Here is a 24,926-nt window from a genome sequence, read left to right as displayed (position 1 = left end):
TCAATTATAAATTAAGTCTAGAATAGCGTATTGAAAGATTATGAGAGTCGATATTTTCGTCTTAGATTTCTCCTATGATGTAGAGGATGGAAAGCCCGAGATTTACATCTGGGGAGTTGATAGGGAAGGGAATAGGGTGGTAGTTCTAGAGAGAAATTTTAGACCCTACTTCTACGCCATCCTCAGGGACGACGCTAACGTTAAGGAGGCCATCGAGCAGATCAAGAGACTCTCCAGGGATCAATCACCCATAACATCAATCACCGAACAGGAAATGAAGTACTTTGGAAAACCGCAGAAGGTCCTGCGAATAGAAACCGTAATTCCAGCCCTGGTAAGAACTTACAGAGAGGAAATTGCTAAACTGAAACCCGTGAAGGACGTACTTGAAGCCGATATCAGATTCTACATGAGATATTCCATTGATACTGGAATCAGGCCATTCTACTGGCTTTCTGCTGAAGTGTCTCAGGTGGAAAGGAAGGATCTGAGGGTATCAAAGGTCTACGAACTAAAGAAGGTTGAGAGAATATATGAAGACACCCCTCCACAGCTCAGGTTCATGGCCTTTGACATAGAGGTTTATAACAAGTATGGTTTTCCGAACCCCAGAAGGGATCCCATCATTGTGATTGGAGTCTGGACCGATAATGGGTCAAAACAGTTTGTCAACAGCGATGACGATGATCTCAAGATCCTGAGGGACTTTTCAAAATTCGTTGTGGAATACGACCCGGATGTGATCTTGGGGTATAACTCCAACGGCTTTGATTGGCAGTACATGCTGGAGAGGGCATCGGTGAGAGGAGCTAAACTTGATATTGGGAGGAAAGTGAACTCTGAACCCAGTCAGGGAACCTATGGCCACTATTCCGTGGTTGGTAGGCTCAACGTTGATCTCTATGGTTTCGCTGAGAGCCTAGAAGGAGTGAAGGTTAAGAGTCTAGATAACGTGGCCGACTATCTAGGAGTTTTACCTAAAAACAAGAGAACTAACCTTGAATGGTATCAGATTCCAGAGTTTTGGGGTGATCCCAAGAGGAGGGAAGCGGTTCTTAAGTATAACTTAGATGACGTGAAAACCACGTACCTTCTCAAGGATGTATTCTTCAATTTTGGTGAGCAGCTCACTGCCATTTCAGGCCTACCACTGGATCAGTTGTGCATGGCCAGCGTAGGACATAGAGTGGAGTGGTTGCTCATGAGACAGGCAAAGCAGTTCAATGAGTTAATACCCAATAGGGTCGAAAGAAGATATGAGGGATATAAGGGAGGTCTAGTCATAGAGCCAAAGCCCGGTCTTCACGAGAACGTGGCTGTTCTAGACTTCAGTTCAATGTATCCTTCTATCATGATAAAGTATAACATAGGTCCAGACACATTGGTACAGGGAGAGTGTAATGACTGCTGGATAGCACCGGAAGTAGGCTACAAATTCAGAAAAGATGTGGACGGATTTTATAGGAGTATACTCAATTTCCTTCTTGAGGAGAGAAGGAGGGCTAGGGAGTTACTGAAACAGGCAAAGGACGAATATGAGAAACGCAGGTTGGATGAGAGACAGAGGGCCCTCAAAATCATGGCTAATGCGATGTATGGTTACATGGGCTGGTTAGGAGCAAGGTGGTACAGCAAGGAGGGTGCAGAGGCTGTTACAGCGTGGGGAAGGCAGACCATAATGAGAGCAGCAGACATCGCTAAGAGTTCCGGATTTGAGGTGATTTATGGAGATACCGATTCCATCTTCGTGAAGGGGGATATGGCCTCCGTAGAATCATTGACCCAAAAAATAATACAGGCTCTAGATCTCGATATAAAAGTGGACAAGAAATACAAAAAAGTTTTCTTTACAGAAAACAAAAAGAGATATGCTGGCCTAACCTTAGATGGGAAAATAGATATTGTGGGGTTCGAGGCAATAAGGGGAGATTGGTGCGAGTTAGCCAAGGATACCCAGAGAGTTGTCATAGAGAGGATCCTTCTGAAGGGAGTAGATGACGCGGTTAAGGAAGCTAAGGAAGTTATAATGAGGGTCAAGAGAAGAGAATTCGAGTTGCACGATGTGGTTATATGGAAGTCGTTGGATAAGAGCTTGGACGAATATGAGGTTGATGCACCTCATGTTATCGCCGCCAAGAAGGCTATAAACGCCGGTTACGCTATCATGAAAAACGGGAAAATCGGTTACGTTGTGGTAAAGGGATCGGGAAGGGTCTCGGATAGGGTGGAACCATACTTTATGATAAAGGATAAGTCCAAGATAGACGTGGATTATTATGTGGAAAAACAAATTATTCCTGCAGTAATGAGAATATTGGAGCCATTCGGAATAAAAGAAAATAATTTGAAGGGAGGAGGTATAGATATCATGGATTATTTCAGGGACCGATAACGTCAGCCAGCGTAAGTATTTTGACGTTCTCTGGTTTCTTGTTTATGCCTCCTATTCTTACCCCTATTATCATCTTAACGTTCTTCGAGGCAGCCAGTTCCAGAAGTCTCTGAGTTATGACTCCGTCAAAAATTATGAACGATGCGTTTCCATTGGTTAGGTTCTCCAGCTTGGTTATGATATCCCTAACCTGTACCCTCTCAACAGGGTTCCAGTTTTCATCGAAGATAATGCCCTCTAACGTTCCTGGGAGCTTCTTTATCTCCTCCATTACGTTTCCAGGAATCTTAATCTCTATCTCCTTTCTGGGTTGCTCGATTACCTGAACTGATTGCTGTTCTGCTACCTCGGTTCTTGCTCCTGCGCTCTCTATTCTACTCGAGACTGAGGCAATGGTTTCCTGCTGTCTCTTCAGGTATTGGGAGAGGGGTACCATGTTGGAGAGAGCCTTGGCAATCTCCTTTCCTGTAAGTTCCTCGACTTCCCTTCCCACTGGTGCCCTAGCTACGTAATCTATTTTCACGTTAGCATTGATGAGGTCCTTAAGGATCATGTCACCGCCGTGATCTCCGTCAAGGAACGCTATAACCATCTTCTTGTTTTTGGATAATTCTACCACGGATTGGGGGATCTTCCCGCTCGCCCCTTCCACTGCTACGGTGTTCTTGTAGCCGTATCTTAGTAGATTTATTATATCTGCCCTTCCTTCAACTATTATTAGGTTAGGATCAGTATATACATCAGGTCCTGCCGGTAACCTTTCCGGTCCGTACTCTATGAGCTCCCCTGTCTTGACAGCTCCACTTATCTCGTTCATTACTTCCTTGATATCGAGGTTCTTCTCTCTGGTCCACGTTGTGAGTATCTGCTTGGCCCTCTCTATGATCTTCTTCAGCTTCTCCGCCCTTACATCCTCTATTTCCTTTAACTCAAACTTCGCATTATAGGGGCCGACTTTCTCTACGCTCTCTACCATGGATGCGATGAGGGCAGTCTCCACCCTGTCCAAGTTTGAGGGGATCTCTATGTATCCTTCTGCCTTACCACCCTTATTCTTTATCTCAACGATGATTCGTCCGAGCCTGCCCTTATCCTGCAGTTCCCTAAGGTCAAATTCTTGCCCGAATAGGTTTTCGGTTTGGCCGAAAATGGCCCCTATAACGTCAGGTTTATCAACTGACCCATCAACTTCGAAGGTCAGTTTTATTATATATTTCAACGATGTCACCTGCTAACACTCCTTGCTATTTCTTTTGCTAGTTTATCATATTCAGGTCTAGATTTAATAGACTTCCTTAAAGGATCTATCACTTGATTCAGCTTTCTTGCTGTGGCAACCTTGAGGTCCTTGGGGTGTAATTTTCCCTCAGCATAGGCCTTCTCTAATTCCTCATAAGTGTTGAAGTGCACGTCTCCACCAAACTTAGCGTCTCTCTCCACCTTGAGTCCCTTGTCGTCCACTTGGAAGAGAATATACTTGTTAATTTGCAACACCGGGTTATTCTCAACCACGCCCTTGGGGCAGTAGGCAGTCATTAGCTTTCCCTCGACCTCCTCTGGTTCATCGTTGATGAATATGGCAGTTTCAGGTTTGGATTTACTCATCTTTATGTCGGCCAATGCCTCATCCTCGTCCACTCCTGGGTTCATCCTCTGCCCTCCTTGCAGTCCAACTAGAAGGGGAGTATGGATAGCTATTACCTTCTTCTTACCCAGCTTGTCCGCCACATCTCTAGCGAGCATGTGGGCCTTTCTCTGATCCGTTCCCCCTAGTGCAATATCCAAATCCATGTAAAAGATGTCACTAACCTGCATCGCTGGGTAGATGAGTTTTGAGGAGTCCAGTTCAGCCTCATCAGCCTTCCTTCCCATGATGGTGAGGGCTCTCTTCATTCGGGCAAGACTTGTGTTCTTGGCAACCCTCAGCACCAACGACCAGTAATCCTTGTCTTTTACCATGTCCTCAGCATCTATAACGTGAATTTTACTCCGGCTTATTCCGAAGCTATCCAGCACAGTGATAGCGTAATCTCCTGCTAACTTTATCATCTCCATGTTGCCTCCCAGCTTGTCGTTTATCCAAGCATGCCATGTGGCAACCAGAAGGCTCATATCCACTCCTGCCTGCAACAGATCCTTTACCTTTTGAGCCCAGATCAGCCATCCTATATGGAAAAGTCCGCTAGGCTCGAAACCTAGATATCCCTTAAGCCTTCTACCGTTTTCCAAGGCTTGTTTTAATTCCTCGGGAGTAACAACCTCCGCGGTATTTCTGGTTATCAATGAGAGTTTACTCTCCAAGTAATCATCCCCTACATCAAAAGGCGAAATTAAGACTAAAAAGTCCTATTCATCCATGAGTTGCTTAAGGAACATGAGGACAGGGTGATTATTTCCCAATCTATTCCTGAGATCCTCAATTATAGTATTAAGATCCAAATCGGTTTCCGTTTCCATTAACCTCCCTATCAGGGCCTCGGTGAAAAGATACGAGTTCGTCACAGTCTTCTCATCTGTTGGCGGTTCCTCATCCCTGAAAACGTGAAAATTTTCAGATCCAGAGAACAACATTGTTAAGTAATCATCTACTACCCTCTGTATGCACTCTCTACTTTCGCAGATGCCCAACCTATCAAGCGGAGATAGAAACCCAGGAGGCAAACTGATCGCAGTTAGTTACCATTCCGAAAATAAAAGTTATTATTCACCCATCACCTTTACCTGAATTCTCCTTGTTCTCGGCCCGTCAAATTCCAGTAAGATAACCCTTTGCCATGTTCCCAGGTCCAGTTTGCCAGACTTCACGGGTACGGTTCTTGAATTTCCTATGATCATTGCCGAGATATGTGCATGCCCGTTATTGTCTATGGTGTTATGTTTGAATTCCCCATTGGGAGGAACTAGCTTCCTCATCCACGTCAGGTAATCCTCCATGAGACCTGACTCCGGCTCGTTAACTATGATCGCGCACGTGGTATGCTTCACAAATACGTGGGCGACTCCATCTTGAAAATCTCCAACAGCCGCTTGAACGTCCTCCGTAATATCGATGCTCTGAAACCTTGAGCTGGTCTTCACATCAAATTCTCTTGTTAAAATTTTCATTTTCCCTCAAATTTATCAGAGAGGGGACTTATTTAGGCTTATGGATCTGGAGGGTTATGCAAGGAGATTACTGAACCATGTTGATGAATCCAGGGTGAGAACTGAGCTCCTTCGCTGGCTGGAATTCTATAAGGGTAGACGGGACTTCAATCAAAGGTTCGTGGATGCACTGATAATGGAGGTCAGGAACTCAGAGAAATTCAAGAATTTCTCCTTCACCAAGGTAGGTCTCACGGCAGGGGACAGCGGACTGGGTTCCCGTGGACTCGGAGATAATCTAATACATCTGAAACTGTTTGAGCTAAGTAAAAGGAATCTGGAGACGCTGGATGATGCGGGGATAGTCCAGGATGTAGTTGTTTCCGTTGACGGGATACACTCCAGGTTATCCTACTTCCCCTTCCTGGCAGGATTTCACGCAACAAAGGCAACCCTCAGGGACATCATGGTGAAGGGGGCAATTCCGCTGGGAATTCTGGTCGATATTCATCTTTCCGATGATAGCGACGTTTCAATGCTATTCGACTTTGAAGCTGGAGTATCCACTGTAGCTGAATCCATGAATGTGCCAATCTTGGCCGGTAGTACACTGAGGATAGGCGGTGATATGGTTCTGGGCGAAAGGATAAGCGGAGGCGTGGCCTCTGTGGGTAAACTCCAAGGAGAACCCTTCACAAGAAAAAGGATAGTTGAGGGTCAGCAGATCATCATGACGGAGGGACATGGGGGAGGGACCATCTCGTCAATGGCCATATTTCACGGTCTTGAGGGTATAGTGGAGGAGACCCTGAGAATTAAGGACCTTGAGGCCTGCGTTGCAGTTAATCGAGTTAGAGACCTCGTGAAATCCATGACCGACGTTACCAACGGGGGGATCAGGGGAGACGCTCTTGAAATTTCGGAGATAACTAACTTAAGCTTGGTAATAGATGAGGAGGAGTTCCTTTCCCTTATAAATCCCAGGATAAGGAAGGCCATGGAGGAACTAAGGATTGATCCCTTTGGCCTTTCTATAGACTCTATCCTCATTTTCACGGATAGTCCGGATGGGGTTTTGAAGACACTGAAGGAAAACGGGGTAGAGGCCAAGGTTATAGGAGAGGTCACAAGGAGGAAGGGATACCCAATACTCACCCGCGACGGAAGGGAAATGAGACCCGCGTTCAGGGAGAGCCCCTACACCCCCGTCAAGGCGGTTATAGGGAATTACTCCCCAATGAATTTGGACGAGATTAAGAGTAGACTGGAGGAAGCCTATAAAAACTCCTTATCAAAAAAGGAGAACGTATTGAAAAACTTAAAAACAAGAAGTTAATAGAGCACTAGACGGTCTTAATGTCAGAATCGCAGTTTAGGTACATAGTTAGGCTCTTTGGTCAGGACGTAGACGGTACCATGAAGGCCCCATATGGTCTGGCCATGGTAAAGGGGATAGGTTACAACACTGCTAGAATTATCCTCATGAAGTTGAATATCGATAAGGATAAGAGATTGGGCGAACTCACTGACCACGAGCTGAAGAAAATAGAGGAAATCTTGGCTAACAAAAGGATCGAGTCTATGCCCGCATGGATATTTAACAGGAGAAAGGATATAGAATCTGGTCAAGATCTACATTACGTTACTTCTGATTTGGTATTCGTTGTGAGAAATGATATTGAGAGGGAGAAGAAGCTCAAGAGCTGGCGCGGCGTTAGGCACTCACTGGGCTTGAAAGTTAGGGGTCAAAGGACAAGGACAACAGGAAGGACTGGGACGACCATAGGAGTTAAAAGGTCAAAGGCTGCACAACCCTCTGGAGGGCAGCAGTCTCAACAGCAGCAGAAGAAGTAGGGGTGATCAGATGGGAGATCCTAAGAAGAGCAGGAGAAAGTGGGAAGGCCCAGGAATGCCCTGGCTATCCCAAGCTCTAAAGTCAGAGCAGAAAATTATTGGTGATTACGGGCTTAGAAATAAGAAAGAGATTTGGTTAGCAAGAACCATTGTGACAGGATACAGGCATATGGCAAGGTCACTTTTGGCTCTGCCACCAGCGGAAAGGGCAGTTAGGGAAAAGCAATTGCTCAGCAAGTTGTATAGGCTAGGTCTATTGAAATCCGAGCAATCGACTATAGATGACATTCTAGGACTAGAGGAGGAGAGCCTTCTTGAGAGGAGATTGCAGACCATCGTGCACAGGAAGGGTTTGGCGAGAACAATATACCAGGCTCGTCAGCTCATAGTGCACGGTCATATAGCTGTGGGAGGACGTAAAATCACCTCCCCTGGTTATATTGTGAAGAGGGATGAGGAGGATTCGATAGACTTTTATCCCACATCCCCCTTCAAGAACAATCCGCCTACAGCAGGACAAGGTGAGGTAAATGTCGAGCAAAAGGGAAATTAGATGGGGCTTGGCGAGGATATACGCCTCGCAGAATAACACCATAATAACGATTACTGATATCACTGGAGCTGAGGTAATATCTAAGGCATCTGGTGGAATGATGGTGAAGGCTGATAGGGAGAAACCCTCTCCCTATGCAGCTATGTTGGCTGCCAATAAGGCGGCTAGCGATGCGCTCGATAAGGGTCTAATGGCCATTCACATTAAGGTGAGGGCACCTGGAGGTGCTGGACCAAAGACACCAGGTCCTGGAGCCCAGCCAGCCATAAGATCTTTGGCCAGATCTGGATTCATTATTGGAAGAATAGAGGATGTGACTCCAATTCCACATGACACAATCAGGAGGCCAGGAGGCAGAAGAGGAAGGAGAGTCTGACATGCCTATTCATGTCCTAAAGAAGGAGAATTATTTTCTTTCCATCTTAACAAAGGATTACCCCCTTGAGTTTGTTAATTCTATCAGAAGGGCTTCAATGCTTTACGTTCCAGTAATGGCAGTGGATGAAGTTTACGTCATAGAGAACAACAGTCCACTCTACGACGAGATGTTAGCCCATAGGTTAGGTTTGATCCCCTTTGACAGCAAGGATGCACTCGACTACTATAGGAGGCCAGAGGAATGCGTAGATTGTGTGGAAAATTGTGATAGGTGTTTTACCAAGGCCTACATAGATGTTAAGGCTGAGGACTCCCAGGTCATGGTTTATTCCAGGGATATAAGAACAGAGGATCCCAACGTGGTCCCCATCAGCAAGGACATTCCCATAATACTTCTGGGTAAGAATCAGAAGGTAACACTGGAAATGAAAATGAGGCTAGGTTACGGTAAAGAACATGCTAAGTTTAATCCTGTGAGTTTGGCAATCCTGAGGTATAAGCCCAGGGTTGAGGTGAGCAAGGATTGCGAGAAGGCAGTTCAACTTTGCCCGGAGGGGGTATTCTCCTTTGAGAATGGTAAGCTGAAGGTAGTAAATGAGATGTCCTGTACGCTCTGTGAGGAGTGCGTAAAGGGTTGTGAGGGGATAAACGTGAGCCCGGAACCAAATCAGTATATTCTGGAGATAGAGTCTGTAGGCTCTTTGGAGCCTAGGAGAATTTTAATAGAGGCAACAAAGAGTATACTGAGCAAGATCGAGGAGTTGAAGAAGAAGGTGGAGGCATTATGAAAAGGACCGGAAGTACTAACATAGAAAAGAGGAAGTTGATTCGTTCCCTAGCCAAACAAGAGAAACCTCTATGGAAGGCTGTTGCCAAGGAACTTGATGTCCCCGCTAGAAAGATGAGAACTATCAATCTTTACAAGATAGATAAGTATACCAAGGAGGGGGACATTGTGGTGGTTCCAGGGAAAGTGCTTGGAGTGGGCAATATTTCTCATAAGGTCACGGTTTTCGCCCTTGATTTCTCCCAAAACGCGCTCAATAAGATAAGGGGTGCAGGGGGCAAAGCTCTTCCCCTTTCCCAAGGGGTAGAGGAAATTAAGGGAAAAGTCAACGTGAGGTTGATGAGCGGATGAGCGAAACTGTAATAGTGGACGGAGAAGGTCAGATACTGGGAAGGCTAGCATCGAAGGTGGTCGGTTTACTCAAGGAAGGTAAGAAAGTGGTTATAGTTAATGGGGAAAAAATAGTGATAAGCGGTCCCAGAAGTAGGGTGGTGAACGGATATATGTTGCTCTTCAGCGTTGGAACGCTGTTCAATCCCTATAAACTAGGTGTTAGGAGGCCCAGAACTCCCATTAACATTGTTAAGAGAACTATTAGGGGGATGTTGCCCAAGACTCATAAGGGCGAGACTATGCTGAAGATGGTTAAGGTTTACGTGGGGGTTCCGAAGGAGTTCCAGGGAAAAGAGATGGTGAAATTTGAGGAAGCAAGCGTTTCAAGATTAAAAGGTAAGTATATAACTGTTGGTGAGTTGTCCAAGGTTCTGGGGTGGAAGGGAAATGTCAACTGAATCTCGCGTGATTATTACCAATTCAAGGAGAAAGATGGCTAGAGCAAAGTGCTATCTTTATCCAGGGAAGGGAAGAGTGTTCGTGAACAACGTTCCAATAGAGCTGATTCCAGTGGAGGTAATAAGGATGAAAATAATGGAGCCCATGTTGCTGGCCGGAGAGGGAATAACTTCCAAGGTTGATGTGAAGATTTACACCTACGGAGGGGGTATCATGGGGCAGGCCGATGCAGCCAGGATGGCATTGGCTAGGGCTCTGGTTAGGTTCACGGGAAGCCAAGAGCTAAAGGAACTCTATAAGAAGTATGATAGGACCATGCTGGCTGGAGATCCAAGGCAGACTGAGGCGGAGAAGTGGATGAGGTATAGCGCAAGAAGATGGAGACAGAAATCATACAGGTGAGACCATGATTGTGCCCGTGAGATGTTTTACATGCGGTTCCCTAATTGCGGACAAGTGGGATGCTTTCAGTACTAGGGTCAAGGCAGGAGAAGATCCAGGGAAGGTTCTGGACGAACTTAACGTGAAAAGATTATGTTGCAGACGTAGCTTACTTACACACGTTGACATTATAAGGGAAGTGGTTAACTACACAAGACCAATCTAGGTGATATGGCATGAGTGAGAACGAAAGAGGAACACAATTAACTGAGGAGGAGAAGGAGGAACTTCAGAGGGGCGAGAAAGGAGCAATTATAGAGCTCTTAGTACCCCTCGAGAATTACCTTTCAGCTGGAGTTCACATAGGTACCCATACTTGCACTAGATATATGGAGAGGTTCATTTACAGAGTTAGACCTGAGGGCCTTTACGTTTTAGATGTGAGGAAGATAGATGAGAGGCTTAGGGTAGCTGCCAAATTCCTATCAAGGTTTCAGCCACAATCAATACTGGCTGTGGCTTCTAGGCCATATGCCTTTACTCCTGTTCAAAAATTCGCTGAAGTAGTGGGCGCAAGGGCCGTTGTCGGAAGAATGGTTCCAGGGATGCTTACTAATCCCTACCTTGAAGATTTCATAGAACCGGAGGTTCTTTTGGTTTCAGATCCTAGGACAGATACGCAGGCGATAAAGGAGGCAGCCGATATGGGAATACCTGTGATTGCGTTTTCAGATACCGATGCAAAGGTAGACTACGTGGATCTAGTAATACCGTCCAACAATAAGGGGCGCAAGTCATTGGCCCTTCTGTACTGGGCGTTGGCAAGACAAATACTCAGGGAGAGGAAGGAAATTGCGCCGGACGCTGATATACCTGTAAAAGTAGAGGAATTTGAGGTGAAACTATCTCAGTGAGAAGGAGACCGGCAGTTGCCGGTTCCTTTTATGAAGACGACCCCACAGAACTAAAGAAAAGAATAGAATGGGCTTTTCATCACCCTCTTGGTCCTGGGGGTATACCCGCGGTAGGTACAGGAGGTCCCAGGCAAAATCCTGTTTTTATTGTTCCACATGCAGGTTACATGTATAGTGGTCCCGTTGCCGCACACTCCTATTATCACTTGGCTCGAGAAGGTAAGCCAGACGTTGTAATTATTCTTGGCCCCAATCACACAGGTTATGGATCTCAGGTATCTATATGGCCTGGGGGCGACTGGGAAACTCCTCTTGGGTCATCTCACGTTAACGCCCAACTGGTTAAGGAACTAGTATCGGTATCTGAGGTTGTGGATATAGACGAAAAGGCTCACCTTTATGAACACTCAATAGAGGTTCAGCTACCTTTCCTTCAATACTTCTTTGGTGAAATTTCCATCCTCCCTGTGGTTATACTCATGCAGACCCCAGAAATCGCAGAGTTTGTGGCTGAAGGGATATGGCGATTTATGCAAAAGCATGGTGACATGGATGTGGTCGTCCTAGCGAGCTCTGACCTTAACCATTACGATCCCCATGATGTGACATTGGCCAAGGATGAGTTGGTAATCAAGAAGATCCAAGAAATGGATCATAAGGGCTTGTACAAGGTAATAGAGGAATACGACGTCACCGTGTGTGGCTATGCCCCCATAATGGCATCTCTCATTTTAGCTAAGAAAATGCATAAGAAACCATACGTGCTGAAACATGCAACATCGGGCGACACTTCTGGCGATAAGTCCAGTGTGGTAGGTTATCTTGCCACAAGATTCGGTGATTGAGGCCCCTCTTATCCTCTCTGGTATATGGATAGATGGGGTGAACAACCCCTTTCTCGTGGTCCCAGCCAGGTTCCTCTATTCCAGATTGGAAATACCCGCTTGGTGGAGTCGTTTCAGCGAATTGGTGAAGGAAGCTACTGGCTTCGAACCCACACCTCTCCTAGGTGCAGATATACCTCTAGCCTCGCAGTACGCCGTCATGTCCCTAGAATCGCTTAAGGCTCTTGGCCGGAGGATATCCCTCACTGAAGAGGAAGTGTGGGAAACGCTAGATCTGGTGGATGAGGTAATGTTCGAGTACTATGTCATAAAGGCCGTAAGACATGTGCAGAGGAAAGGAACTCCCATTCTATACAGGGAAGCTGAGGATCCAGTTCAGGTCAAGACCGCGTCCCTAACCGTGAGGAAGTTAATGAGTTATCCTCTTGTTAGACCAAGTTACGTGGACAACTCCGTAATTCATCTGGCCGGAATGCTCCCTGTGCTTCTTAGCGAGGGGATTGACCAAGCGAATGTAAACTTAGAAAATGGGCTCTGGAAGTTACTTTACGATCTAAATACACCTCCGGGAAGATTCAAGTGGGTCTGGGATATGCAATGGGCAAGCCTAATCGAGTTATTAAACTAGGGGGTAGTATGATAACCTGTAAGTCTGTGCCCTATTGTGTGGATTTTCCAGTGCTCAGGCAGGCCGTGGGAGAAATCAGAGATTTCACTGAAGGCCTTGTGTTAGTTCATGGTGGCGGAAGCTTTGGACACTTTGAGGCGGGAAGAAGGAGTCCTTTGAGGGTAAGCCTAACCTCGGCCTCCATGGAGGAGCTCAACGCACTAGTTATCAGGGAGATGGCTATGATAGGGATTGGGGGCTTTCCCTTACCAGGGAGGGTCTTTGATCTCGAGAAAGTGGAGAGGATTCTAGACCAAGGGCTAGTTCCTGTCCTCTTTGGTGATATAAGGGAGAACGGCGAGATAATCTCTGGAGATGACATCACCATATCCATAGCGCGCGAGTATTCGTTAACTGCCCTGTTTGCAACAGACGTGGACGGTGTTCTGGTGAATGGGAATGTAATACCCGAGTTACATGACCTAAATACTCTCGTTGCACTCCCCTCCGTTTCGTACGATCTGACTGGAGGGATGAAGGAAAAGGTAAGAAAAATATTTCAGAATAAAATCAACGCAATGATATTTAATGGTAAGAAGAGGGGAAACGTTTTTAACGCGTTGAAAGGAGAAAGGATAGGTACGTTCATTAAGGTGAGGGAATGAGCTTAATTAACAGGAAGCTAGAACACGTGGAGATCTGCCTTTATGAGGACGTCCAGGGAATTGTTTCCACCCTCCTTGAGGATGTTACCCTGGTCCACCAGGCGATGCCTAAGCTGAACACCAAAGATGTGGATACTAGGACTCAATTTCTGGGCAAAACCCTTTCGTTTCCCCTCATGGTCACCGGAATGACCGGCGGTCATGAGGAACTGGGGAAAGTCAATGCGGTTATAGCTGAAGTAGTTGAGGAGATGGGGTTAGCAATGGGAGTGGGAAGCCAGAGGGTTGCGGTGGAGAGGCCGGAAACTGCCGAGAGCTTCAGGATTACAAGGAAGATGGCCCCTACTGCACCTCTCGTGGCTAACCTTGGACTCCCTCAGGTGACAAGGGGTTACGGTGTAAAGCAATTCATGGACGCAATACAGATGATAGAGGCCGACGCCATAGCCGTTCATCTGAATCCTGCACAGGAACTCTTCCAGCCAGAGGGTGAACCCGAGTATCCTCTCTCTGCGCTGGAGACTTTGCGGGACATCTCCAGGGAACTAAACGTTCCAGTGATAATAAAGGAGTCAGGGACCGGTATATCCATGGAAACCGCAAGGTTACTTGCAGATTACGGATTCAAGATCCTTGACGTTTCTGGACAGGGAGGAACCAGCTGGATAGCTGTGGAAATGGTCAGGAATAAGAGGAAGAGTAACTGGAAATATGAGAGCTCCCAGCTATTTTCAGGGTGGGGAATACCAACTGCAGCCTCCATAATTGAGACCAGATATTCTGTACCCGATAGTTACATCATAGCCAGCGGAGGGATAAGGAACGGTCTGGATATAGCTAAATCCCTTTCGTTGGGGGCAAACATAGCCGGTATGGCCAATCCAGTTCTCCATCAGGCAGTTAGAGGGAAGGAACAGCTAAGGAAGTTCTTCCAGGAGGTGGCATTTCAGCTCAGGGCGGCGATGTTTCTCACCGGTTCAAGAGATGTTGTAGCACTTAAACGGGTGCCCCTCATAATTTCTGGAAAGCTTAAGGACTGGATGGAAAGCAGAGGATTAACCTTATCAGTTTATGAAAGTATTAGAAAAGGAGCTTGATGGGACTGGACCAATATTTTGAGGAAATTGTAACTAAAGTCAATGCTACCATGGAGAGTTTTCTGCACGGTGACACCAAGGAACTCTATGAGGCGTCACGATATCTGATAAGTGCAGGCGGAAAGAGGTTACGTCCCCTTGTGGTGGTACTTTCATCAGACCTGCTAGGTGGAGAAAGGCACAGGGCAATTCTAGCTGGCGCTGCCGTTGAGGTTCTTCATAACTTCACCTTAATACATGACGATATAATGGATCAGGACACAACGAGGAGGGGTCTCCCCACAGTTCACGTGAAGTGGGGGATACCCACCGCCATACTGGCCGGCGATCTCTTACACGCCAAGGCATTTCAAATTCTCACGGAATCAATCAGGGGATTGAGCGGGGAGGTTGCCTATAAGGTACTGGAGTGCTTCTCAAGGTCAGTCATAGTGGTTTCAGAGGGACAGGCCATGGATATGGAATTTGAGAGGAGATGGGATATGAAAGAGCAGGACTACATTGAGATGATCAGGAGAAAAACAGCTCAGCTCTTTGCATGTTCTGCATATCTGGGTGGGGTATTAGCTGGAGGTAACCCCGAGGAAGTGGATAACCTATACAAGTATGGGGAAAAGATGGGTATTGCGTTTCAGATAGTGGACGATATCCTTGGTATAACTGCAGATGAGAAGGAGCTGGGAAAACCGCTTTACAGCGATATTAGGGAGGCCAAGAAGACACTGCTTGTAATCAAGTCGCTTGAGAGGGCTAACAGTGAGCAGAGAAAAATCATCATGGAGGGTCTAGGATCCAATGATCTTTCAAAACTTAAGGCTACGGCAAGCCTGATCACCGAGCTCTCCCTTGATTATGCCTATGAAATGGCCAGGAAGTATCACGAGGAGGCCATCGCTCACCTTTCCAGGGTCACCCCTAGAAACGAGATTGCCATGAATGGTTTACGAAGCATAGCCGATATAGTTATCAAAAGGCGAAAATAATTGCTTGATATGCTTTTACCTCTAATCGTCGCATTTATTGTAACCATTCTGACGACCAAGTGGGTGATGGGAGTCTCTAAAAGGAGCGGTTTCGTAGGGAAAGACGTGAATAAACCTGATAAACCAGAGATTCCGCTCTTGGGAGGTATAGGTATCCTTGCTGGTCTGGTAGCGGGCGATTTTGTCCTCCTGGCCATAGATCAGGAATACGCGGGGATTATAACCGCAGTTCTTCTCTCCTCTCTGATAATAGGGTTTATTGGACTTCTTGACGACGTGCTTAACCTCAGACAGTCCATAAGGGCCCTTACACCCATCTTCGCCTCAGTACCGTTGGCCATCTACAGTATAGGTCATTCCACAATATCAATACCCTTTGTAGGCCCGGTGAATTTTGGAATATTTTATTATATTATTATTGTACCAGCTGCATTAACCATAGCTTCCAACGCTTTCAATATGCTGGAGGGATTAAACGGCCTTGGAACAGGTATGGGTCTGATCATGGCCATGGCTCTGACTGTTATAGGTTTAAGGGGAAGTGGGGTCACCGCAGAGGCGGGGGATATGGCCATGATTTTGGCAGTGGTTTTAGCGTCATTTCTCTACTTTAACAAGTATCCCGCAAGGGTATTTCTGGGAAATATTGGAACGTACTTGATAGGTTCTGCCATAGGCTCAATTGGAATATCAGGTTACATGCTGACCGCGCTGGCCTTTCTCTACTTTCCCTACGTTCTGGAGTTCATTCTGAAGGCCAGAACCAAGTTCAAGGGAGTTTCATTTGGTCAGGTGAATCCAGACGGTACGCTGACCTGGAGTGGCTCTCCTAACTCGCTCACTCACGTTGTTATGAAACTCGGGAGGTTTAGGGAGTACCAGGTAGTTGCAGTGCTGTGGAGTGTGGAAATAGTGATGGCGGTGTTGGCTGTAATCTTCCAGACTACAGTAATCAGGATATAAGGTTATAGATGGAATCCAGTTTCACATGGTCCGCTCACGCGCCTCCAAAGACTTGACTGTCGAGAAACCTGAGCCCAAATCCTGGCTCGAAGGATGATATGTCGCAACATTCATTCGCTTCGACACAGTTCGCAACAATTCAACACGATATTTGATTTGGGAATTTTCTTAAAAACGCTAATTAAGATATGCTAACTGTGAAAAGGAGAGATTTTCTCAAAGCAATGATTATTTCTACCTCATTGCTGGTGTTGGGAAGACCCCTAGTATATGAGTATCAACATTCACAGAGCGCCCTAACTCCCTTTGGCTCATGGTACGTTGTTCAGATAGCCGGGACCCCGGAAGTCTTGGTCAACAATTACATCCTAACGGTTGACGGTGAAGTGAAAAATCCTATGACCTTCACCTACGAGGATTTAATTAATTTACCATCCGTTGAAGTGAAGGATACCATACAGTGTGTTTCGGACCCCTTTTTCCTTAAAGCCAATGTGGTATGGACAGGGATTCCCTTGAAGGAGATTATTGATATGGTTAAGCCTAGTCCTGATGTGATCAAGGTGGTCGGATTCGGTGCCGAGGGTTACACCGCTGATATCCCAATCTATAAGGCAATGGAACCTGACGTGATAATTGCATATATGGCTGATGGTAGACCCTTACCTCAGGTTCACGGATATCCAGCGAGATTAGCAGTGCCAGGGTGGTGGGGCTACACATATGTCAAGTGGCTGGTAAGGTTATACTTCACCTCAAAAAACGTCCTAGGCTACTGGGAGTCAGAGGGTTATCCAGATGTGGCGAAAAAGTGATCTACTCGGCCTATCAGCCCTAGTACCAATCCTCTCCTTCATTTTCCAGCCAATGTGGATACTTGGGATAATCATGGTCACAGTATCTTCCAAGTCGTTTGACCCCAACTTTAGGGATTCGATCTATACGGCTCACTTCAGGAAAAAGACATCTCTGGGTCTTCTCCTTCTTTCAATCCTGGAGGGGATAACGGGATTTGGGGCAGGGCCTACCACGTCTAACTTCATAAGTGAAATTACCTTTGGGTTAATGAGTAGAGGCCTTTCACTGGAACTTCATCTTGCGTTGATCACTCCTTTAGCTTTATTGTTTGTACTTCACACTGTATCAGGTTTCGGATCCATACTAATCTCCAAGGGGATAAGAAACCAGATGGTTTATAGGTACGTGATACCAGCAGTGTGGTTGGGAATGTATATAGTTACTGTTTATCTGGATCTCAATTATTTCATCCCTTAAGCCTGCCCCTCTAGGCATGGGATAGTGATGGAATCCGGAGGCTACGCTAGTAGTTTTTATTAATTTTTATCCTCTGGCATGGGCACCGTTCAGAAAGAACTGAAAAACTTACAGAAAGTACTAGCATATGCGTCAGGGGAGGGTCCGCACGGTCCTCAACCTCACCATAGGGTGGAGCCTTCCATTGCGGTGGATTTTCAGGACCGTCACGGCTGAAGGGAACCGCCCTCACGCGCACACTCCGAACCTCACGCACATGTATGCCCTGTGGATCTGCTGTTCCACCGGGTCCACGTGCTGAGTCTCGGGATGGTCCGGAGCCCTGAGCTCCCCGCTTATCTGTCGCGCCAGGTTTTCTATGCCCCTCTCGAAGAGCGAGGCGGTCCACTCCAGCTGGTCCACCGCATAGCTCGCTATTTCCTCCGACCAGCCCTCCCTCACGAGAGCCTCCTCGAGCCTCACCGCATCCACAAGGAGGTCCACAGCCTGGATGAAGGCCTGCCCCACTCCCCTGGAGTTGGCGAACTCCACTATGTGGTCAAAGCTGTACGACCTGGGAGGAGGGACAAGATAGGACGATTTGAGCACGAAGGTTGAACCCTGATAGCTCTCCTCCAGGTCCGGGATGACTCCAGACTCGCCCACGAAGCCCGCGAGCCCCAGCTGCTGGCACTGGCCCGTGCAGGGCAGGTTGGCGAAGAATGGAGCACCCTGTATCATGGGGTATTCCCCAACACCAAGGCCGAACACCTTTCGTATATAAGTAAACAGGGATGAATCGAGTCCTGGAACCCTCAGGGAGGCCAAGGCGTTGGGGTAAGAGACGTAGCCAGGGATGCCCAAGAACGACAGGGGATTCTCTGTCGCTGATAGCGCAGGCAACCAGGTTGGAGTACCATCAGATGCAGCATTAATTTGATTTGATATAGTACCACTCAGAACCTCCTTGTTGAAAAAGAGACCTTCTCTTCCACGGCTCGTGCCTCCAATATATGCATATACCCGGGGAACAAATGAGGGTATGGCTCCCACATCGAAAAAGGCCCCAAACTCCGTAATATCCTGTACTACCCCTGAGGTACAGGGCGATACTGGGGGAACGAATTCCGTGAAAAATACTCCGTTACGTGGTCTCACAGGTATCGCGGTAACCCCATAAGAGCCTGACAATAACCTTCCGAGCAGATTTGAGTCAGAATTAAAAGTGAAAGAAGCACCATACTGGGATACGTTCACCTTGTTCACGTTATAGGTCCAGGTGGGAGAGAAACCCCCAAGGAACACGAAAATCTCCTTCTCCAGTCCTCCGGTGGTCCTGGCCTGAGTCTTCACCAGCAGTCCATGTCTCACCAGTTGATCAATGCTATTTATGTTGCTAGCCCTACCCTTTGAGGATACCCTGGCCGGATAGATGAGGGAGGGGATTAGCGGGAGGGATTCCGGGTTGCTCTCCACATCGTTCAGGGTGCAGGTTCCCTCGGTCGTGCTCACCACCGCTGTGGTGCCCAGGATAGCTATGGAGAGCCAGTCCAGGAGTTCGCCCCATGGTATCTCCCCAATCTCCGACAGGACACTTCTTTCAGTTTGAGTTGCCATGTATATCAAAATAGGTATCAATATATTTAAGCTTTTATTTAAATCATATATCATGTTCATTATGTAATGCCTAGATTGATTGGAGTCATTGTCCCTAGTTTAGAAAGATCTAACCGCAAAATGATAGGGTATCCCTGATCTGCCTTTTGGCTTCCCCATAATAATATCAATCGAGTATTCTGATTTCTCTGTGTCTAGTATAGAAGTCTCAACTTATGTATCCCATTGAGAAAGCAGGAAAGAATGTTAAAGATCTTTTACATCAAGATTAAGCTTATATGCCATCCGTTATAATGGCAATAAGGGGCCGTCGTCTAGCTTGGTTAGGACGCCAGGCTTGGGCCCTGGTAATCGGGGGTTCAAATCCCCTCGGCCCCACGTGCGAAGTCCTAACTTTAATAAATTATCTGTCTGTTTCTACGTATTTTTAAGCATTGCTTGCCTTGAAATATACTATTCGATCAAGTTTTAGATGCAAATAAGCTCTACTACGTGGAGGTCCAGTCTCACGTGAGAAAGTTTTAAATGGGATAGTCCATGTTTTATAATGCGCGTGCCGCGGTAGCTCAGCTGGCAGAGCGCTCGGCTGTTAGCTTTAGTCTGGCAGAAACCGAGCGGTCGACGGTTCGAGTCCGTCCCGCGGCGTTCTTTTTGTTTAAAATCTTTGCTCACTTTTCTGAAAATTGGTTAACCAGGAATAATAACGTGAGTAATTCGTGATACACTTCAGTATTGTTAATAAGGCAAAAATTCAAGGTTGTCCTTATTTCTGTCAATATTGAAAGAAAACAGAAGTTTATATCACACTTTATGTAAAACATGATAAAGGTGTGTGAAATGGAGTTTATAGATCTCATAAAGAGGATTGATGTTATTGAAGGCGTTGTTAAGAAACGTGGAGAGTCTAAAGATAAATTATACAAGGGACAAAGAGTTGAATTTGAAGTAATGGACAGCGTTCAAGTGGACGATTATTCCTTCGCTTTTGTCAGGACCAAAAATGGACGCAAAGGATATTGAGATAATAGTGAAGAAAGATGACGAAGAATATCATTTCATTGTTGCTGAAGAAGAGAATGGATTCATACCAGTCTTTAATGTCTTTAAAAAGATTAGTAGAAATGGTGATAAAAAGATCGCAATGGTGGAAAGTTATTACATGAAAGAAAATAAGTTAGTTAAAGTTGCTTCTGGGGCATATGAAATAAGGGGAAATCCGATGAAACAGATTATAACAAACTATGAACCAGAAAAAATTGAAATTAAAAAGATAAAAAATGATGGTTGAAAAATGCTCTACTGGATCTCTTTGCATTAGCAGTTTGCTTCTCAGAATATCTAGAATTTGATTGTGCTAGTAATGATGAAATACTTGTTCTTGATGACGTAACATGTACAGCTCTTTGTGGCGGAGTAGCATTATTATGTGATGTTTAATAGCGTTGATATAGTGTCGTCACACCAGAATATTTTAAAGTGCGTGAGGGGCTACCTCATTTTGTTGTGTATTTAAGGAGCCTTTAACGTGAAATACACAACAAACCAGACTAGGCCCGCGTGAAATTCGGCGCGGAGTCTCCACATCGCAGGATGATTTTTATGGAAGTTTGACAACACTATGGAACAACTTCAATGGCGTTGGAACGCATCGTCCAAGACGGTAGAGGTAGTAAATTATCTTTCCTAAAACGTCATAAGTCTTGCCAGAACCAGGTAATAGCAGGAAATCAAACAAAGAAATAAATTCCTTAAACTGATTAACGATAAATTAACTGCCAAAAAATCAAGACTTGCCCGTAAGCTCCGAGACCCTCTTTATTACTTCGTCTAGCACGTCTTTACCCTGTCCTGGGTCCAGTATGGCAGCAGCAGCTGCGCCAACCTGTAATCCGCAGGCCTCGCCGATTCCCTTCTTGGTGGGAACGTAAATGTATGGTATCTTCTTCTCTTCGCACAAAGGTGGTAGATGGGCAACTATTTCCTCAGGCTGGACATCCTCAGCTATGAGGACGAGTTTAGCCTGGCCCCTCTCTATAGCCTTGGTAGCCTCGTTGGTACCCTTTCTTATCTTGCCTGTTTCTTTGGCTTTCTTTAGAGCCTCTAGAGCTTTCTCCGCCAATTCCGGCGGAACGTCAAATTTTACATAAGACGGTTTAGCCATTTGCGTTCATCCTCCTTCCTATGTCGTCACGCCGTGCAATTTAAGCCTCGAGAATTAAAAAGTTACTCATGTGCGAATATCATGGTAATTCCGCTAGGCGAGATACTATCGACTCTAGCGAATCCGTAGCGAACTAGCTGAACAATATCCCCTGCTTTCAGGTTCTCAAAGTACCTTTCCCCATATCCCTTTATCTCCTCTAGGTTCTTCTCGGGATCTGCCCTTATCACGATCACGGGTTTGCTATCGCTCTTCTTTACCCACTGGATTATGTCAGCCCCCATTCTCTTGGCTGACTCCAGATCCTGACTGATGAACCTTAAAGCGTCTCCTTCTATCTTCACGTTGCAAAGATCCATGAGTCTAACTATCTTCCCCTGTTCAATGTCATCTCTGTCCAAGTAAATCTCATCGCCGGGCTTCACCGAAATCTCCCTGAACTCCTGTTTGGACGGGATTAAGGGCACTTTGGCTTTCATTTCCTGAGGAATATCCAGCTTGAAGGCAACTCCGTCCCTGACGAACATCAGTCTCTTGGCCACGGGGTCCAGAAGTTTTCTGTTAACGGAAGCTATGTTGTCGAAGCTAATTGTCGCGTCAGTTACTTTCAGTCCCACCTGTATTATGATCTCCCTCACTGTGTCGGGTATAATCCCCCTCCTCCTTAGCCCCGCCAGCGTAGGCAATCTGGGGTCATCCCTTTCCGATCCTGTCTCCAGCATTCCCCTTATCTTGGACTTGCTCATCATGAAGCCCTCAAGTTTCAGTCTTCCGAACTCCAGGACTGTTGGCATTTCCCAGCCCATATAGTTGTAAACCCATCTCTGCTTCTCGGTATTTGTCATATGTTCCTTTGCACGTAGAATGTGGGTTATCCCAAACTCATGATCGTCCACCGCAGTGGCAAAGTTGTACGTGGGCCAGACCCTGAACCTGTCCCCAGTTATGGGATGGGGATTCCTCCTGGTGTCGATAATTCTGAGCATGACCCAATCAATCTTGGAAGGATCTGGATCCTCAGGGTTGGTCTTTATCCTCACAACAGCCTTACCCTCGTCAAAATCGCCATTTAGCATCCTCGCCCACAACTCTAGGTTGACTTCAGGTGGGTTGCTCCTTGGTTTGTATTCCGCCATCTTCCTTGCGTCCCTATGGGCCTTAAACTCGGAATCGCTGAGCGTATCAACGTACGCAACCCCCTTCTCCAGCATCACCTTGGTTACCTCGTAGTAAGCGGACAATCTCTCAGAGGCCTTGAACTCGAGATCCCACGTTATGTTCAACCATCGTAGATCATCCCTGATCCACTGGTAAGCCTCCTTGATTGGTTTCTTTACCTTGGGATCAGTATCGTCGAACCTAAGAATGAACTTTCCATTGTACATCCTGGCATACTCGAAGGAGAGGACTGCGGCCCTGGCGTTCCCCAAGTGAAGAGGACCATCGGGATTCGGAGCGAATCTGGTGACCACGGTTCCCTTTACGTTTGGTAAAGGAGAAAGGGTCTTTTTCTCTTCCTTCTTTCTCTCCTCAAGCAGGTCAGGGTACCTCTGGATCTCTGCCGTCTGCTGTTCCAGAGTCATTGAGTTTACCTTGGCTACCACTTTCTCGGCAAGCTTAACCACTTCCTTTGCATTGGCCTTTAGTTCAGGCTTCTCTGCAAATACCTTGCTCACAACTGGACCTACCTGGGCCTGTCCGTTGTGCCTGACGGCATTCCATAACGCGTATTTATATACAATTTCCTCTAGTTCCATTACGATCAACTCAGTAACATTTCAATGAATTCCATAACTCCTGCTCCGCTTTTTAATTTAAGTGAGATGGAAGCAACTTTCTTCAGCTCCGGATCTGCATTGGAGACAGCGGCTGTGATCCCGGCCTCCCTAAACATTTCCACGTCGGTTCTGGAGTCCCCTATGGCGCCGGTTTCCTCCTTGGTGACCTTCGCGAGTTCAAGTAGTTTTCTCACTCCAGCTCCCTTCCCCCCAGGTTTACCAGATAGGTGAAGAGCGTAACCACTACTCTGTACAACTAGTCCTCTATCCTCCGCCCACTTTATCATTTCGTCTTTCAATTCTGCTGGTGTAAATCCAAAATCCGATTTTCTGAACTCGTTCTGCCAGCTTTCCTTGAGGTTGAATACCTTAGCGAACTCCGAGACTATATCTCTGGAGAGCGTCTCGCATACCCTATATGTGACTCCTTTGTAAAAAACAAAACAACCATTTTCCGCAACAACCCCTCCCGTCAATCCCAGGTAATTGTGTAACCCCCTTAACACAGGATAGGAATTCCCACTCACGAGGGCCACTTTTATGCCTGCCCTCTCTGCTCTCCTCAGTGCCCTGATAGCGTCTATATCCACGACATAGGTGCCCCTGTCTTCGGTTAATGTACCATCTAAATCGGTTAAGAGCATCTTAATCAAATTAATTCCCTAGCTCTATTGACAAACCTTCTATCGACATAAACTCTTCTAATGATGAGCCTCTCGGGTATTGACCTAAGTAGGGTGGGATAACTATCTAGGCCTATTTCCCTGTACTTGGAAATCACCCTTATCCTGTCCTTATCCAGTATTGAGATTTTTTCTTCAAAGGGGTAAAGAGAATCGGGAGGAATGAACTTGACTAGCCTCTCTGTGATCTCCTTGAATTTGGTATCTTTCTCGTTGTCGTAACCAATTTCCTCGTAAACCACCTTGGGCCCTCTCCTGTCAAGGAAATCCTTAATCATCTGCGATGTGACTGAGTTGGGATTGTTCGAATAGCACCTATAGAGGGAGCCAAAAACCCACTCGTCATCCCAGTAGGGAAAAGTCCCTCCCTCTATCATTCTCTTTACATCCTCAACCTCCAGCCTAGTCTCGCATTCCTCCACAAGTTTAGAGTAGATGCTCCTCAGGAACAGCTCGTATCCCAGGATCGTTTTGTGATAGTATACCGCCTGGTACATGTGAAGCCTTGAAAGATAGAAGTTCTCCAAGCTTATTATTCCCTTATCCTGGATAGAAATTCCATTTTCTCTATATGAGATAGTAAAAATAAGTCTATCTAGATCTATCCTTCCCAGTTGAATCCCAGTATGCGTCGAATCCCTTATCAGGTAGTCCATTCTATCCACATCAACGTCACCGTCAATCACAGAGGTTAACATACTGCTACCGTCGAGGAGATCCCTCACCTTCCTATGATCTATTCCAAATTCGTCTAGGACATCCGATATGTAATTTTTTATAACCAGCTCCCTGAGTTCCTTGTTTCCGAGACCCTTGGTTATGTAAAAGCTCTCTATTGCATGACTGAAAGGAAACTGACCCAAATCGTGAATTAGGGCTGCTATCTTGACAAGGTTTAACTCCTCGCTATTTATTGTACCTTCCTTAACTAATTTGTTTCCAATTTTATCGGCAAGGTAGTACGTCCCTAGGGAATGGCTGAACCTAGTGTGAGTTGCGCCCGGGTAAACTGTGTATGCAAGGCTGGTCTGCCTGATTCTTCTAAGCCTCTGAAATTCCGGTAAGTCCACCAGTTTAACCGCTAAATCGTCTAGCTCGATGGTCCCATGAACTTCATCGAATACCCTTTTCATATGCA

Annotated in this window: 30 protein-coding genes and 2 tRNA genes; 23 read left to right on the top strand and 9 right to left on the bottom strand. The window is 46.2% G+C overall.

Annotation, left to right across the window (positions count from 1 at the left end; genetic code table 11):
• Nucleotides 1–40 precede the first annotated feature (40 nt).
• Nucleotides 41–2,392, top strand: a complete 2,352-nt coding sequence (locus QVC96_RS02145; RefSeq protein WP_287689813.1) for a DNA-directed DNA polymerase — start codon at nucleotides 41–43, stop codon at nucleotides 2,390–2,392.
• Here QVC96_RS02145 and dnaG read toward each other — a convergent pair.
• From dnaG to QVC96_RS02125, 4 genes are read right to left on the bottom strand one after another with little or no spacing between them, the layout of a single operon-like run.
• Nucleotides 2,379–3,611: a DNA primase DnaG gene (gene dnaG, locus QVC96_RS02140; protein ID WP_238024808.1), complete on the bottom strand. Its 1,233-nt coding sequence runs from the start codon at nucleotides 3,609–3,611 to the stop codon at nucleotides 2,379–2,381. The genes QVC96_RS02145 and dnaG overlap by 14 nt on opposite strands.
• Before the next feature lie 5 nt (nucleotides 3,612–3,616).
• Nucleotides 3,617–4,693, bottom strand: coding sequence for a tyrosine--tRNA ligase (locus QVC96_RS02135; RefSeq protein WP_287689812.1), 1,077 nt, complete (start codon nucleotides 4,691–4,693; stop codon nucleotides 3,617–3,619).
• Nucleotides 4,694–4,738: 45 nt separating this feature from the next.
• Nucleotides 4,739–5,053, bottom strand: a complete 315-nt coding sequence (locus QVC96_RS02130; protein ID WP_238024810.1) for a hypothetical protein — start codon at nucleotides 5,051–5,053, stop codon at nucleotides 4,739–4,741.
• A gap of 39 nt (nucleotides 5,054–5,092) precedes the next feature.
• Nucleotides 5,093–5,497, bottom strand: a complete 405-nt coding sequence (locus tag QVC96_RS02125) for a secondary thiamine-phosphate synthase enzyme YjbQ (RefSeq protein WP_238024811.1) — start codon at nucleotides 5,495–5,497, stop codon at nucleotides 5,093–5,095.
• Between the two features lie 40 nt (nucleotides 5,498–5,537).
• On the opposite strand from QVC96_RS02125, the gene QVC96_RS02120 reads away from it, so the two are divergent.
• The 18 genes from QVC96_RS02120 (at nucleotide 5,538) to QVC96_RS02035 (ending at nucleotide 17,570) form a co-directional block, all read left to right on the top strand.
• Nucleotides 5,538–6,812 carry an AIR synthase-related protein gene (locus QVC96_RS02120; protein WP_287689811.1) on the top strand — a complete coding sequence of 425 codons (1,275 nt, stop codon included), beginning with the start codon at nucleotides 5,538–5,540 and terminating at the stop codon, nucleotides 6,810–6,812.
• Nucleotides 6,813–6,832: 20 nt separating this feature from the next.
• Nucleotides 6,833–7,330 (top strand): 30S ribosomal protein S13, encoded by a 498-nt coding sequence (locus QVC96_RS02115; protein WP_238024813.1) that lies wholly within the window; start codon nucleotides 6,833–6,835, stop codon nucleotides 7,328–7,330.
• A 10-nt stretch (nucleotides 7,331–7,340) separates the two neighbouring features.
• Nucleotides 7,341–7,883, top strand: coding sequence for a 30S ribosomal protein S4 (locus QVC96_RS02110; protein ID WP_238024814.1), 543 nt, complete (start codon nucleotides 7,341–7,343; stop codon nucleotides 7,881–7,883).
• Nucleotides 7,861–8,259: a 30S ribosomal protein S11 gene (locus tag QVC96_RS02105; protein ID WP_012022072.1), complete on the top strand. Its 399-nt coding sequence runs from the start codon at nucleotides 7,861–7,863 to the stop codon at nucleotides 8,257–8,259. Before QVC96_RS02110 ends, QVC96_RS02105 begins: the two co-directional genes overlap by 23 nt.
• A 1-nt stretch (nucleotide 8,260) precedes the next feature.
• Complete coding sequence (locus QVC96_RS02100; protein WP_287689810.1) at nucleotides 8,261–9,049, top strand: DNA-directed RNA polymerase subunit D; 789 nt, start codon at nucleotides 8,261–8,263, stop codon at nucleotides 9,047–9,049.
• Nucleotides 9,046–9,399 carry a 50S ribosomal protein L18e gene (locus tag QVC96_RS02095; RefSeq protein ID WP_287689809.1) on the top strand — a complete coding sequence of 118 codons (354 nt, stop codon included), beginning with the start codon at nucleotides 9,046–9,048 and terminating at the stop codon, nucleotides 9,397–9,399. Before QVC96_RS02100 ends, QVC96_RS02095 begins: the two co-directional genes overlap by 4 nt.
• Entirely contained in the window at nucleotides 9,396–9,839 is a 444-nt protein-coding gene (locus tag QVC96_RS02090) for a 50S ribosomal protein L13 (protein ID WP_287689808.1), read from the top strand. Before QVC96_RS02095 ends, QVC96_RS02090 begins: the two co-directional genes overlap by 4 nt.
• Nucleotides 9,829–10,242: a 30S ribosomal protein S9 gene (locus QVC96_RS02085; RefSeq protein ID WP_238024818.1), complete on the top strand. Its 414-nt coding sequence runs from the start codon at nucleotides 9,829–9,831 to the stop codon at nucleotides 10,240–10,242. Before QVC96_RS02090 ends, QVC96_RS02085 begins: the two co-directional genes overlap by 11 nt.
• A gap of 4 nt (nucleotides 10,243–10,246) precedes the next feature.
• On the top strand, nucleotides 10,247–10,447 hold the full coding sequence (locus QVC96_RS02080) for a DNA-directed RNA polymerase subunit N (RefSeq protein ID WP_238024819.1): 201 nt from the start codon (nucleotides 10,247–10,249) through the stop codon (nucleotides 10,445–10,447).
• Between the two features lie 10 nt (nucleotides 10,448–10,457).
• Nucleotides 10,458–11,135, top strand: a complete 678-nt coding sequence (gene rpsB, locus QVC96_RS02075) for a 30S ribosomal protein S2 (RefSeq protein WP_238024820.1) — start codon at nucleotides 10,458–10,460, stop codon at nucleotides 11,133–11,135.
• Nucleotides 11,132–11,980 carry an AmmeMemoRadiSam system protein B gene (gene amrB, locus QVC96_RS02070; RefSeq protein ID WP_287689807.1) on the top strand — a complete coding sequence of 283 codons (849 nt, stop codon included), beginning with the start codon at nucleotides 11,132–11,134 and terminating at the stop codon, nucleotides 11,978–11,980. Before rpsB ends, amrB begins: the two co-directional genes overlap by 4 nt.
• The gene (locus QVC96_RS02065) at nucleotides 11,958–12,608 is read left to right on the top strand and encodes a hypothetical protein (protein ID WP_238024822.1); all 651 of its coding nucleotides are present in this window, start codon (nucleotides 11,958–11,960) and stop codon (nucleotides 12,606–12,608) included. The genes amrB and QVC96_RS02065 overlap by 23 nt, the downstream gene beginning before the upstream one ends.
• Nucleotides 12,609–12,616: 8 nt before the next feature.
• Entirely contained in the window at nucleotides 12,617–13,252 is a 636-nt protein-coding gene (locus tag QVC96_RS02060) for a uridylate kinase (RefSeq protein ID WP_287689806.1), read from the top strand.
• On the top strand, nucleotides 13,249–14,349 hold the full coding sequence (gene fni, locus QVC96_RS02055; protein ID WP_287689805.1) for a type 2 isopentenyl-diphosphate Delta-isomerase: 1,101 nt from the start codon (nucleotides 13,249–13,251) through the stop codon (nucleotides 14,347–14,349). The genes QVC96_RS02060 and fni overlap by 4 nt, the downstream gene beginning before the upstream one ends.
• A complete protein-coding gene (gene gds, locus QVC96_RS02050; protein WP_238024825.1) occupies nucleotides 14,349–15,332 on the top strand; it encodes a geranylgeranyl diphosphate synthase in 984 nt (327 codons plus the stop codon). The genes fni and gds overlap by 1 nt, the downstream gene beginning before the upstream one ends.
• A gap of 9 nt (nucleotides 15,333–15,341) precedes the next feature.
• Nucleotides 15,342–16,295, top strand: coding sequence for an MraY family glycosyltransferase (locus tag QVC96_RS02045; protein ID WP_287690402.1), 954 nt, complete (start codon nucleotides 15,342–15,344; stop codon nucleotides 16,293–16,295).
• Between the two features lie 188 nt (nucleotides 16,296–16,483).
• Nucleotides 16,484–17,110: a molybdopterin-dependent oxidoreductase gene (locus tag QVC96_RS02040; RefSeq protein ID WP_287689804.1), complete on the top strand. Its 627-nt coding sequence runs from the start codon at nucleotides 16,484–16,486 to the stop codon at nucleotides 17,108–17,110.
• Nucleotides 17,094–17,570, top strand: a complete 477-nt coding sequence (locus QVC96_RS02035; protein WP_287689803.1) for a hypothetical protein — start codon at nucleotides 17,094–17,096, stop codon at nucleotides 17,568–17,570. The genes QVC96_RS02040 and QVC96_RS02035 overlap by 17 nt, the downstream gene beginning before the upstream one ends.
• 228 nt (nucleotides 17,571–17,798) lie before the next feature.
• Here the strand turns inward: QVC96_RS02035 and QVC96_RS02030 are convergent, their stop codons facing one another.
• Nucleotides 17,799–19,166 carry a hypothetical protein gene (locus tag QVC96_RS02030; RefSeq protein ID WP_287689802.1) on the bottom strand — a complete coding sequence of 456 codons (1,368 nt, stop codon included), beginning with the start codon at nucleotides 19,164–19,166 and terminating at the stop codon, nucleotides 17,799–17,801.
• A 303-nt stretch (nucleotides 19,167–19,469) separates the two neighbouring features.
• Between QVC96_RS02030 and QVC96_RS02025 the strand changes: the two genes are divergently transcribed.
• The 4 genes from QVC96_RS02025 to QVC96_RS02010 all read left to right on the top strand — a co-directional run bounded on the left by QVC96_RS02025 (nucleotide 19,470) and on the right by QVC96_RS02010 (nucleotide 20,454).
• A tRNA-Pro gene (locus QVC96_RS02025) sits at nucleotides 19,470–19,544 on the top strand.
• A 177-nt stretch (nucleotides 19,545–19,721) separates the two neighbouring features.
• Nucleotides 19,722–19,811 (top strand) — tRNA-Asn (locus QVC96_RS02020).
• Between the two features lie 192 nt (nucleotides 19,812–20,003).
• Nucleotides 20,004–20,186, top strand: a complete 183-nt coding sequence (locus QVC96_RS02015; RefSeq protein ID WP_287689801.1) for a hypothetical protein — start codon at nucleotides 20,004–20,006, stop codon at nucleotides 20,184–20,186.
• The gene (locus QVC96_RS02010) at nucleotides 20,167–20,454 is read left to right on the top strand and encodes a hypothetical protein (protein WP_287689800.1); all 288 of its coding nucleotides are present in this window, start codon (nucleotides 20,167–20,169) and stop codon (nucleotides 20,452–20,454) included. The genes QVC96_RS02015 and QVC96_RS02010 overlap by 20 nt, the downstream gene beginning before the upstream one ends.
• A 495-nt stretch (nucleotides 20,455–20,949) precedes the next feature.
• Here QVC96_RS02010 and rpl7ae read toward each other — a convergent pair whose 3' ends face one another.
• The 4 genes from rpl7ae to QVC96_RS01990 all read right to left on the bottom strand — a co-directional run bounded on the left by rpl7ae (nucleotide 20,950) and on the right by QVC96_RS01990 (nucleotide 24,921).
• Nucleotides 20,950–21,327 (bottom strand): 50S ribosomal protein L7Ae, encoded by a 378-nt coding sequence (gene rpl7ae, locus QVC96_RS02005; RefSeq protein ID WP_012022058.1) that lies wholly within the window; start codon nucleotides 21,325–21,327, stop codon nucleotides 20,950–20,952.
• 62 nt (nucleotides 21,328–21,389) lie between these two features.
• Nucleotides 21,390–23,084, bottom strand: coding sequence for a glutamate--tRNA ligase (locus QVC96_RS02000; protein ID WP_425597974.1), 1,695 nt, complete (start codon nucleotides 23,082–23,084; stop codon nucleotides 21,390–21,392).
• A gap of 5 nt (nucleotides 23,085–23,089) precedes the next feature.
• Nucleotides 23,090–23,758 (bottom strand): phosphoglycolate phosphatase, encoded by a 669-nt coding sequence (locus tag QVC96_RS01995; protein WP_287689799.1) that lies wholly within the window; start codon nucleotides 23,756–23,758, stop codon nucleotides 23,090–23,092.
• Nucleotides 23,755–24,921 carry an HD domain-containing protein gene (locus QVC96_RS01990; RefSeq protein ID WP_287689798.1) on the bottom strand — a complete coding sequence of 389 codons (1,167 nt, stop codon included), beginning with the start codon at nucleotides 24,919–24,921 and terminating at the stop codon, nucleotides 23,755–23,757. The genes QVC96_RS01995 and QVC96_RS01990 overlap by 4 nt, the downstream gene beginning before the upstream one ends.
• Nucleotides 24,922–24,926 lie beyond the last annotated feature (5 nt).

Source organism: Metallosphaera javensis (ex Sakai et al. 2022) (assembly GCA_021654415.1).
GTDB classification, from domain to species: domain Archaea; phylum Thermoproteota; class Thermoprotei_A; order Sulfolobales; family Sulfolobaceae; genus Metallosphaera; species Metallosphaera javensis.
This window is presented reverse-complemented; position numbering and strand designations above follow the sequence as displayed.

What these genes read in the sequence shown, in the direction of transcription:
- QVC96_RS02145 (WP_287689813.1), top strand. Translation starts at nt 41, where the DNA reads ATGAGAGTCGATATTTTCGTCTTAGATTTCTCCTATGATGTAGAGGAT.
- QVC96_RS02125 (WP_238024811.1), bottom strand. Translation starts at nt 5,497, where the DNA reads ATGAAAATTTTAACAAGAGAATTTGATGTGAAGACCAGCTCAAGGTTT.
- QVC96_RS02120 (WP_287689811.1), top strand. Translation starts at nt 5,538, where the DNA reads ATGGATCTGGAGGGTTATGCAAGGAGATTACTGAACCATGTTGATGAA.
- QVC96_RS02115 (WP_238024813.1), top strand. Translation starts at nt 6,833, where the DNA reads ATGTCAGAATCGCAGTTTAGGTACATAGTTAGGCTCTTTGGTCAGGAC.
- QVC96_RS02110 (WP_238024814.1), top strand. Translation starts at nt 7,341, where the DNA reads ATGGGAGATCCTAAGAAGAGCAGGAGAAAGTGGGAAGGCCCAGGAATG.
- QVC96_RS02105 (WP_012022072.1), top strand. Translation starts at nt 7,861, where the DNA reads ATGTCGAGCAAAAGGGAAATTAGATGGGGCTTGGCGAGGATATACGCC.
- QVC96_RS02100 (WP_287689810.1), top strand. Translation starts at nt 8,261, where the DNA reads ATGCCTATTCATGTCCTAAAGAAGGAGAATTATTTTCTTTCCATCTTA.
- QVC96_RS02095 (WP_287689809.1), top strand. Translation starts at nt 9,046, where the DNA reads ATGAAAAGGACCGGAAGTACTAACATAGAAAAGAGGAAGTTGATTCGT.
- QVC96_RS02090 (WP_287689808.1), top strand. Translation starts at nt 9,396, where the DNA reads ATGAGCGAAACTGTAATAGTGGACGGAGAAGGTCAGATACTGGGAAGG.
- QVC96_RS02085 (WP_238024818.1), top strand. Translation starts at nt 9,829, where the DNA reads ATGTCAACTGAATCTCGCGTGATTATTACCAATTCAAGGAGAAAGATG.
- QVC96_RS02080 (WP_238024819.1), top strand. Translation starts at nt 10,247, where the DNA reads ATGATTGTGCCCGTGAGATGTTTTACATGCGGTTCCCTAATTGCGGAC.
- rpsB (WP_238024820.1), top strand. Translation starts at nt 10,458, where the DNA reads ATGAGTGAGAACGAAAGAGGAACACAATTAACTGAGGAGGAGAAGGAG.
- QVC96_RS02060 (WP_287689806.1), top strand. Translation starts at nt 12,617, where the DNA reads ATGATAACCTGTAAGTCTGTGCCCTATTGTGTGGATTTTCCAGTGCTC.
- fni (WP_287689805.1), top strand. Translation starts at nt 13,249, where the DNA reads ATGAGCTTAATTAACAGGAAGCTAGAACACGTGGAGATCTGCCTTTAT.
- gds (WP_238024825.1), top strand. Translation starts at nt 14,349, where the DNA reads ATGGGACTGGACCAATATTTTGAGGAAATTGTAACTAAAGTCAATGCT.
- QVC96_RS02045 (WP_287690402.1), top strand. Translation starts at nt 15,342, where the DNA reads ATGCTTTTACCTCTAATCGTCGCATTTATTGTAACCATTCTGACGACC.
- QVC96_RS02040 (WP_287689804.1), top strand. Translation starts at nt 16,484, where the DNA reads ATGCTAACTGTGAAAAGGAGAGATTTTCTCAAAGCAATGATTATTTCT.
- QVC96_RS02035 (WP_287689803.1), top strand. Translation starts at nt 17,094, where the DNA reads ATGTGGCGAAAAAGTGATCTACTCGGCCTATCAGCCCTAGTACCAATC.
- QVC96_RS02030 (WP_287689802.1), bottom strand. Translation starts at nt 19,166, where the DNA reads ATGGCAACTCAAACTGAAAGAAGTGTCCTGTCGGAGATTGGGGAGATA.
- QVC96_RS02015 (WP_287689801.1), top strand. Translation starts at nt 20,004, where the DNA reads ATGGAGTTTATAGATCTCATAAAGAGGATTGATGTTATTGAAGGCGTT.
- QVC96_RS02010 (WP_287689800.1), top strand. Translation starts at nt 20,167, where the DNA reads ATGGACGCAAAGGATATTGAGATAATAGTGAAGAAAGATGACGAAGAA.
- rpl7ae (WP_012022058.1), bottom strand. Translation starts at nt 21,327, where the DNA reads ATGGCTAAACCGTCTTATGTAAAATTTGACGTTCCGCCGGAATTGGCG.
- QVC96_RS02000 (WP_425597974.1), bottom strand. Translation starts at nt 23,084, where the DNA reads ATGGAACTAGAGGAAATTGTATATAAATACGCGTTATGGAATGCCGTC.
- QVC96_RS01990 (WP_287689798.1), bottom strand. Translation starts at nt 24,921, where the DNA reads ATGAAAAGGGTATTCGATGAAGTTCATGGGACCATCGAGCTAGACGAT.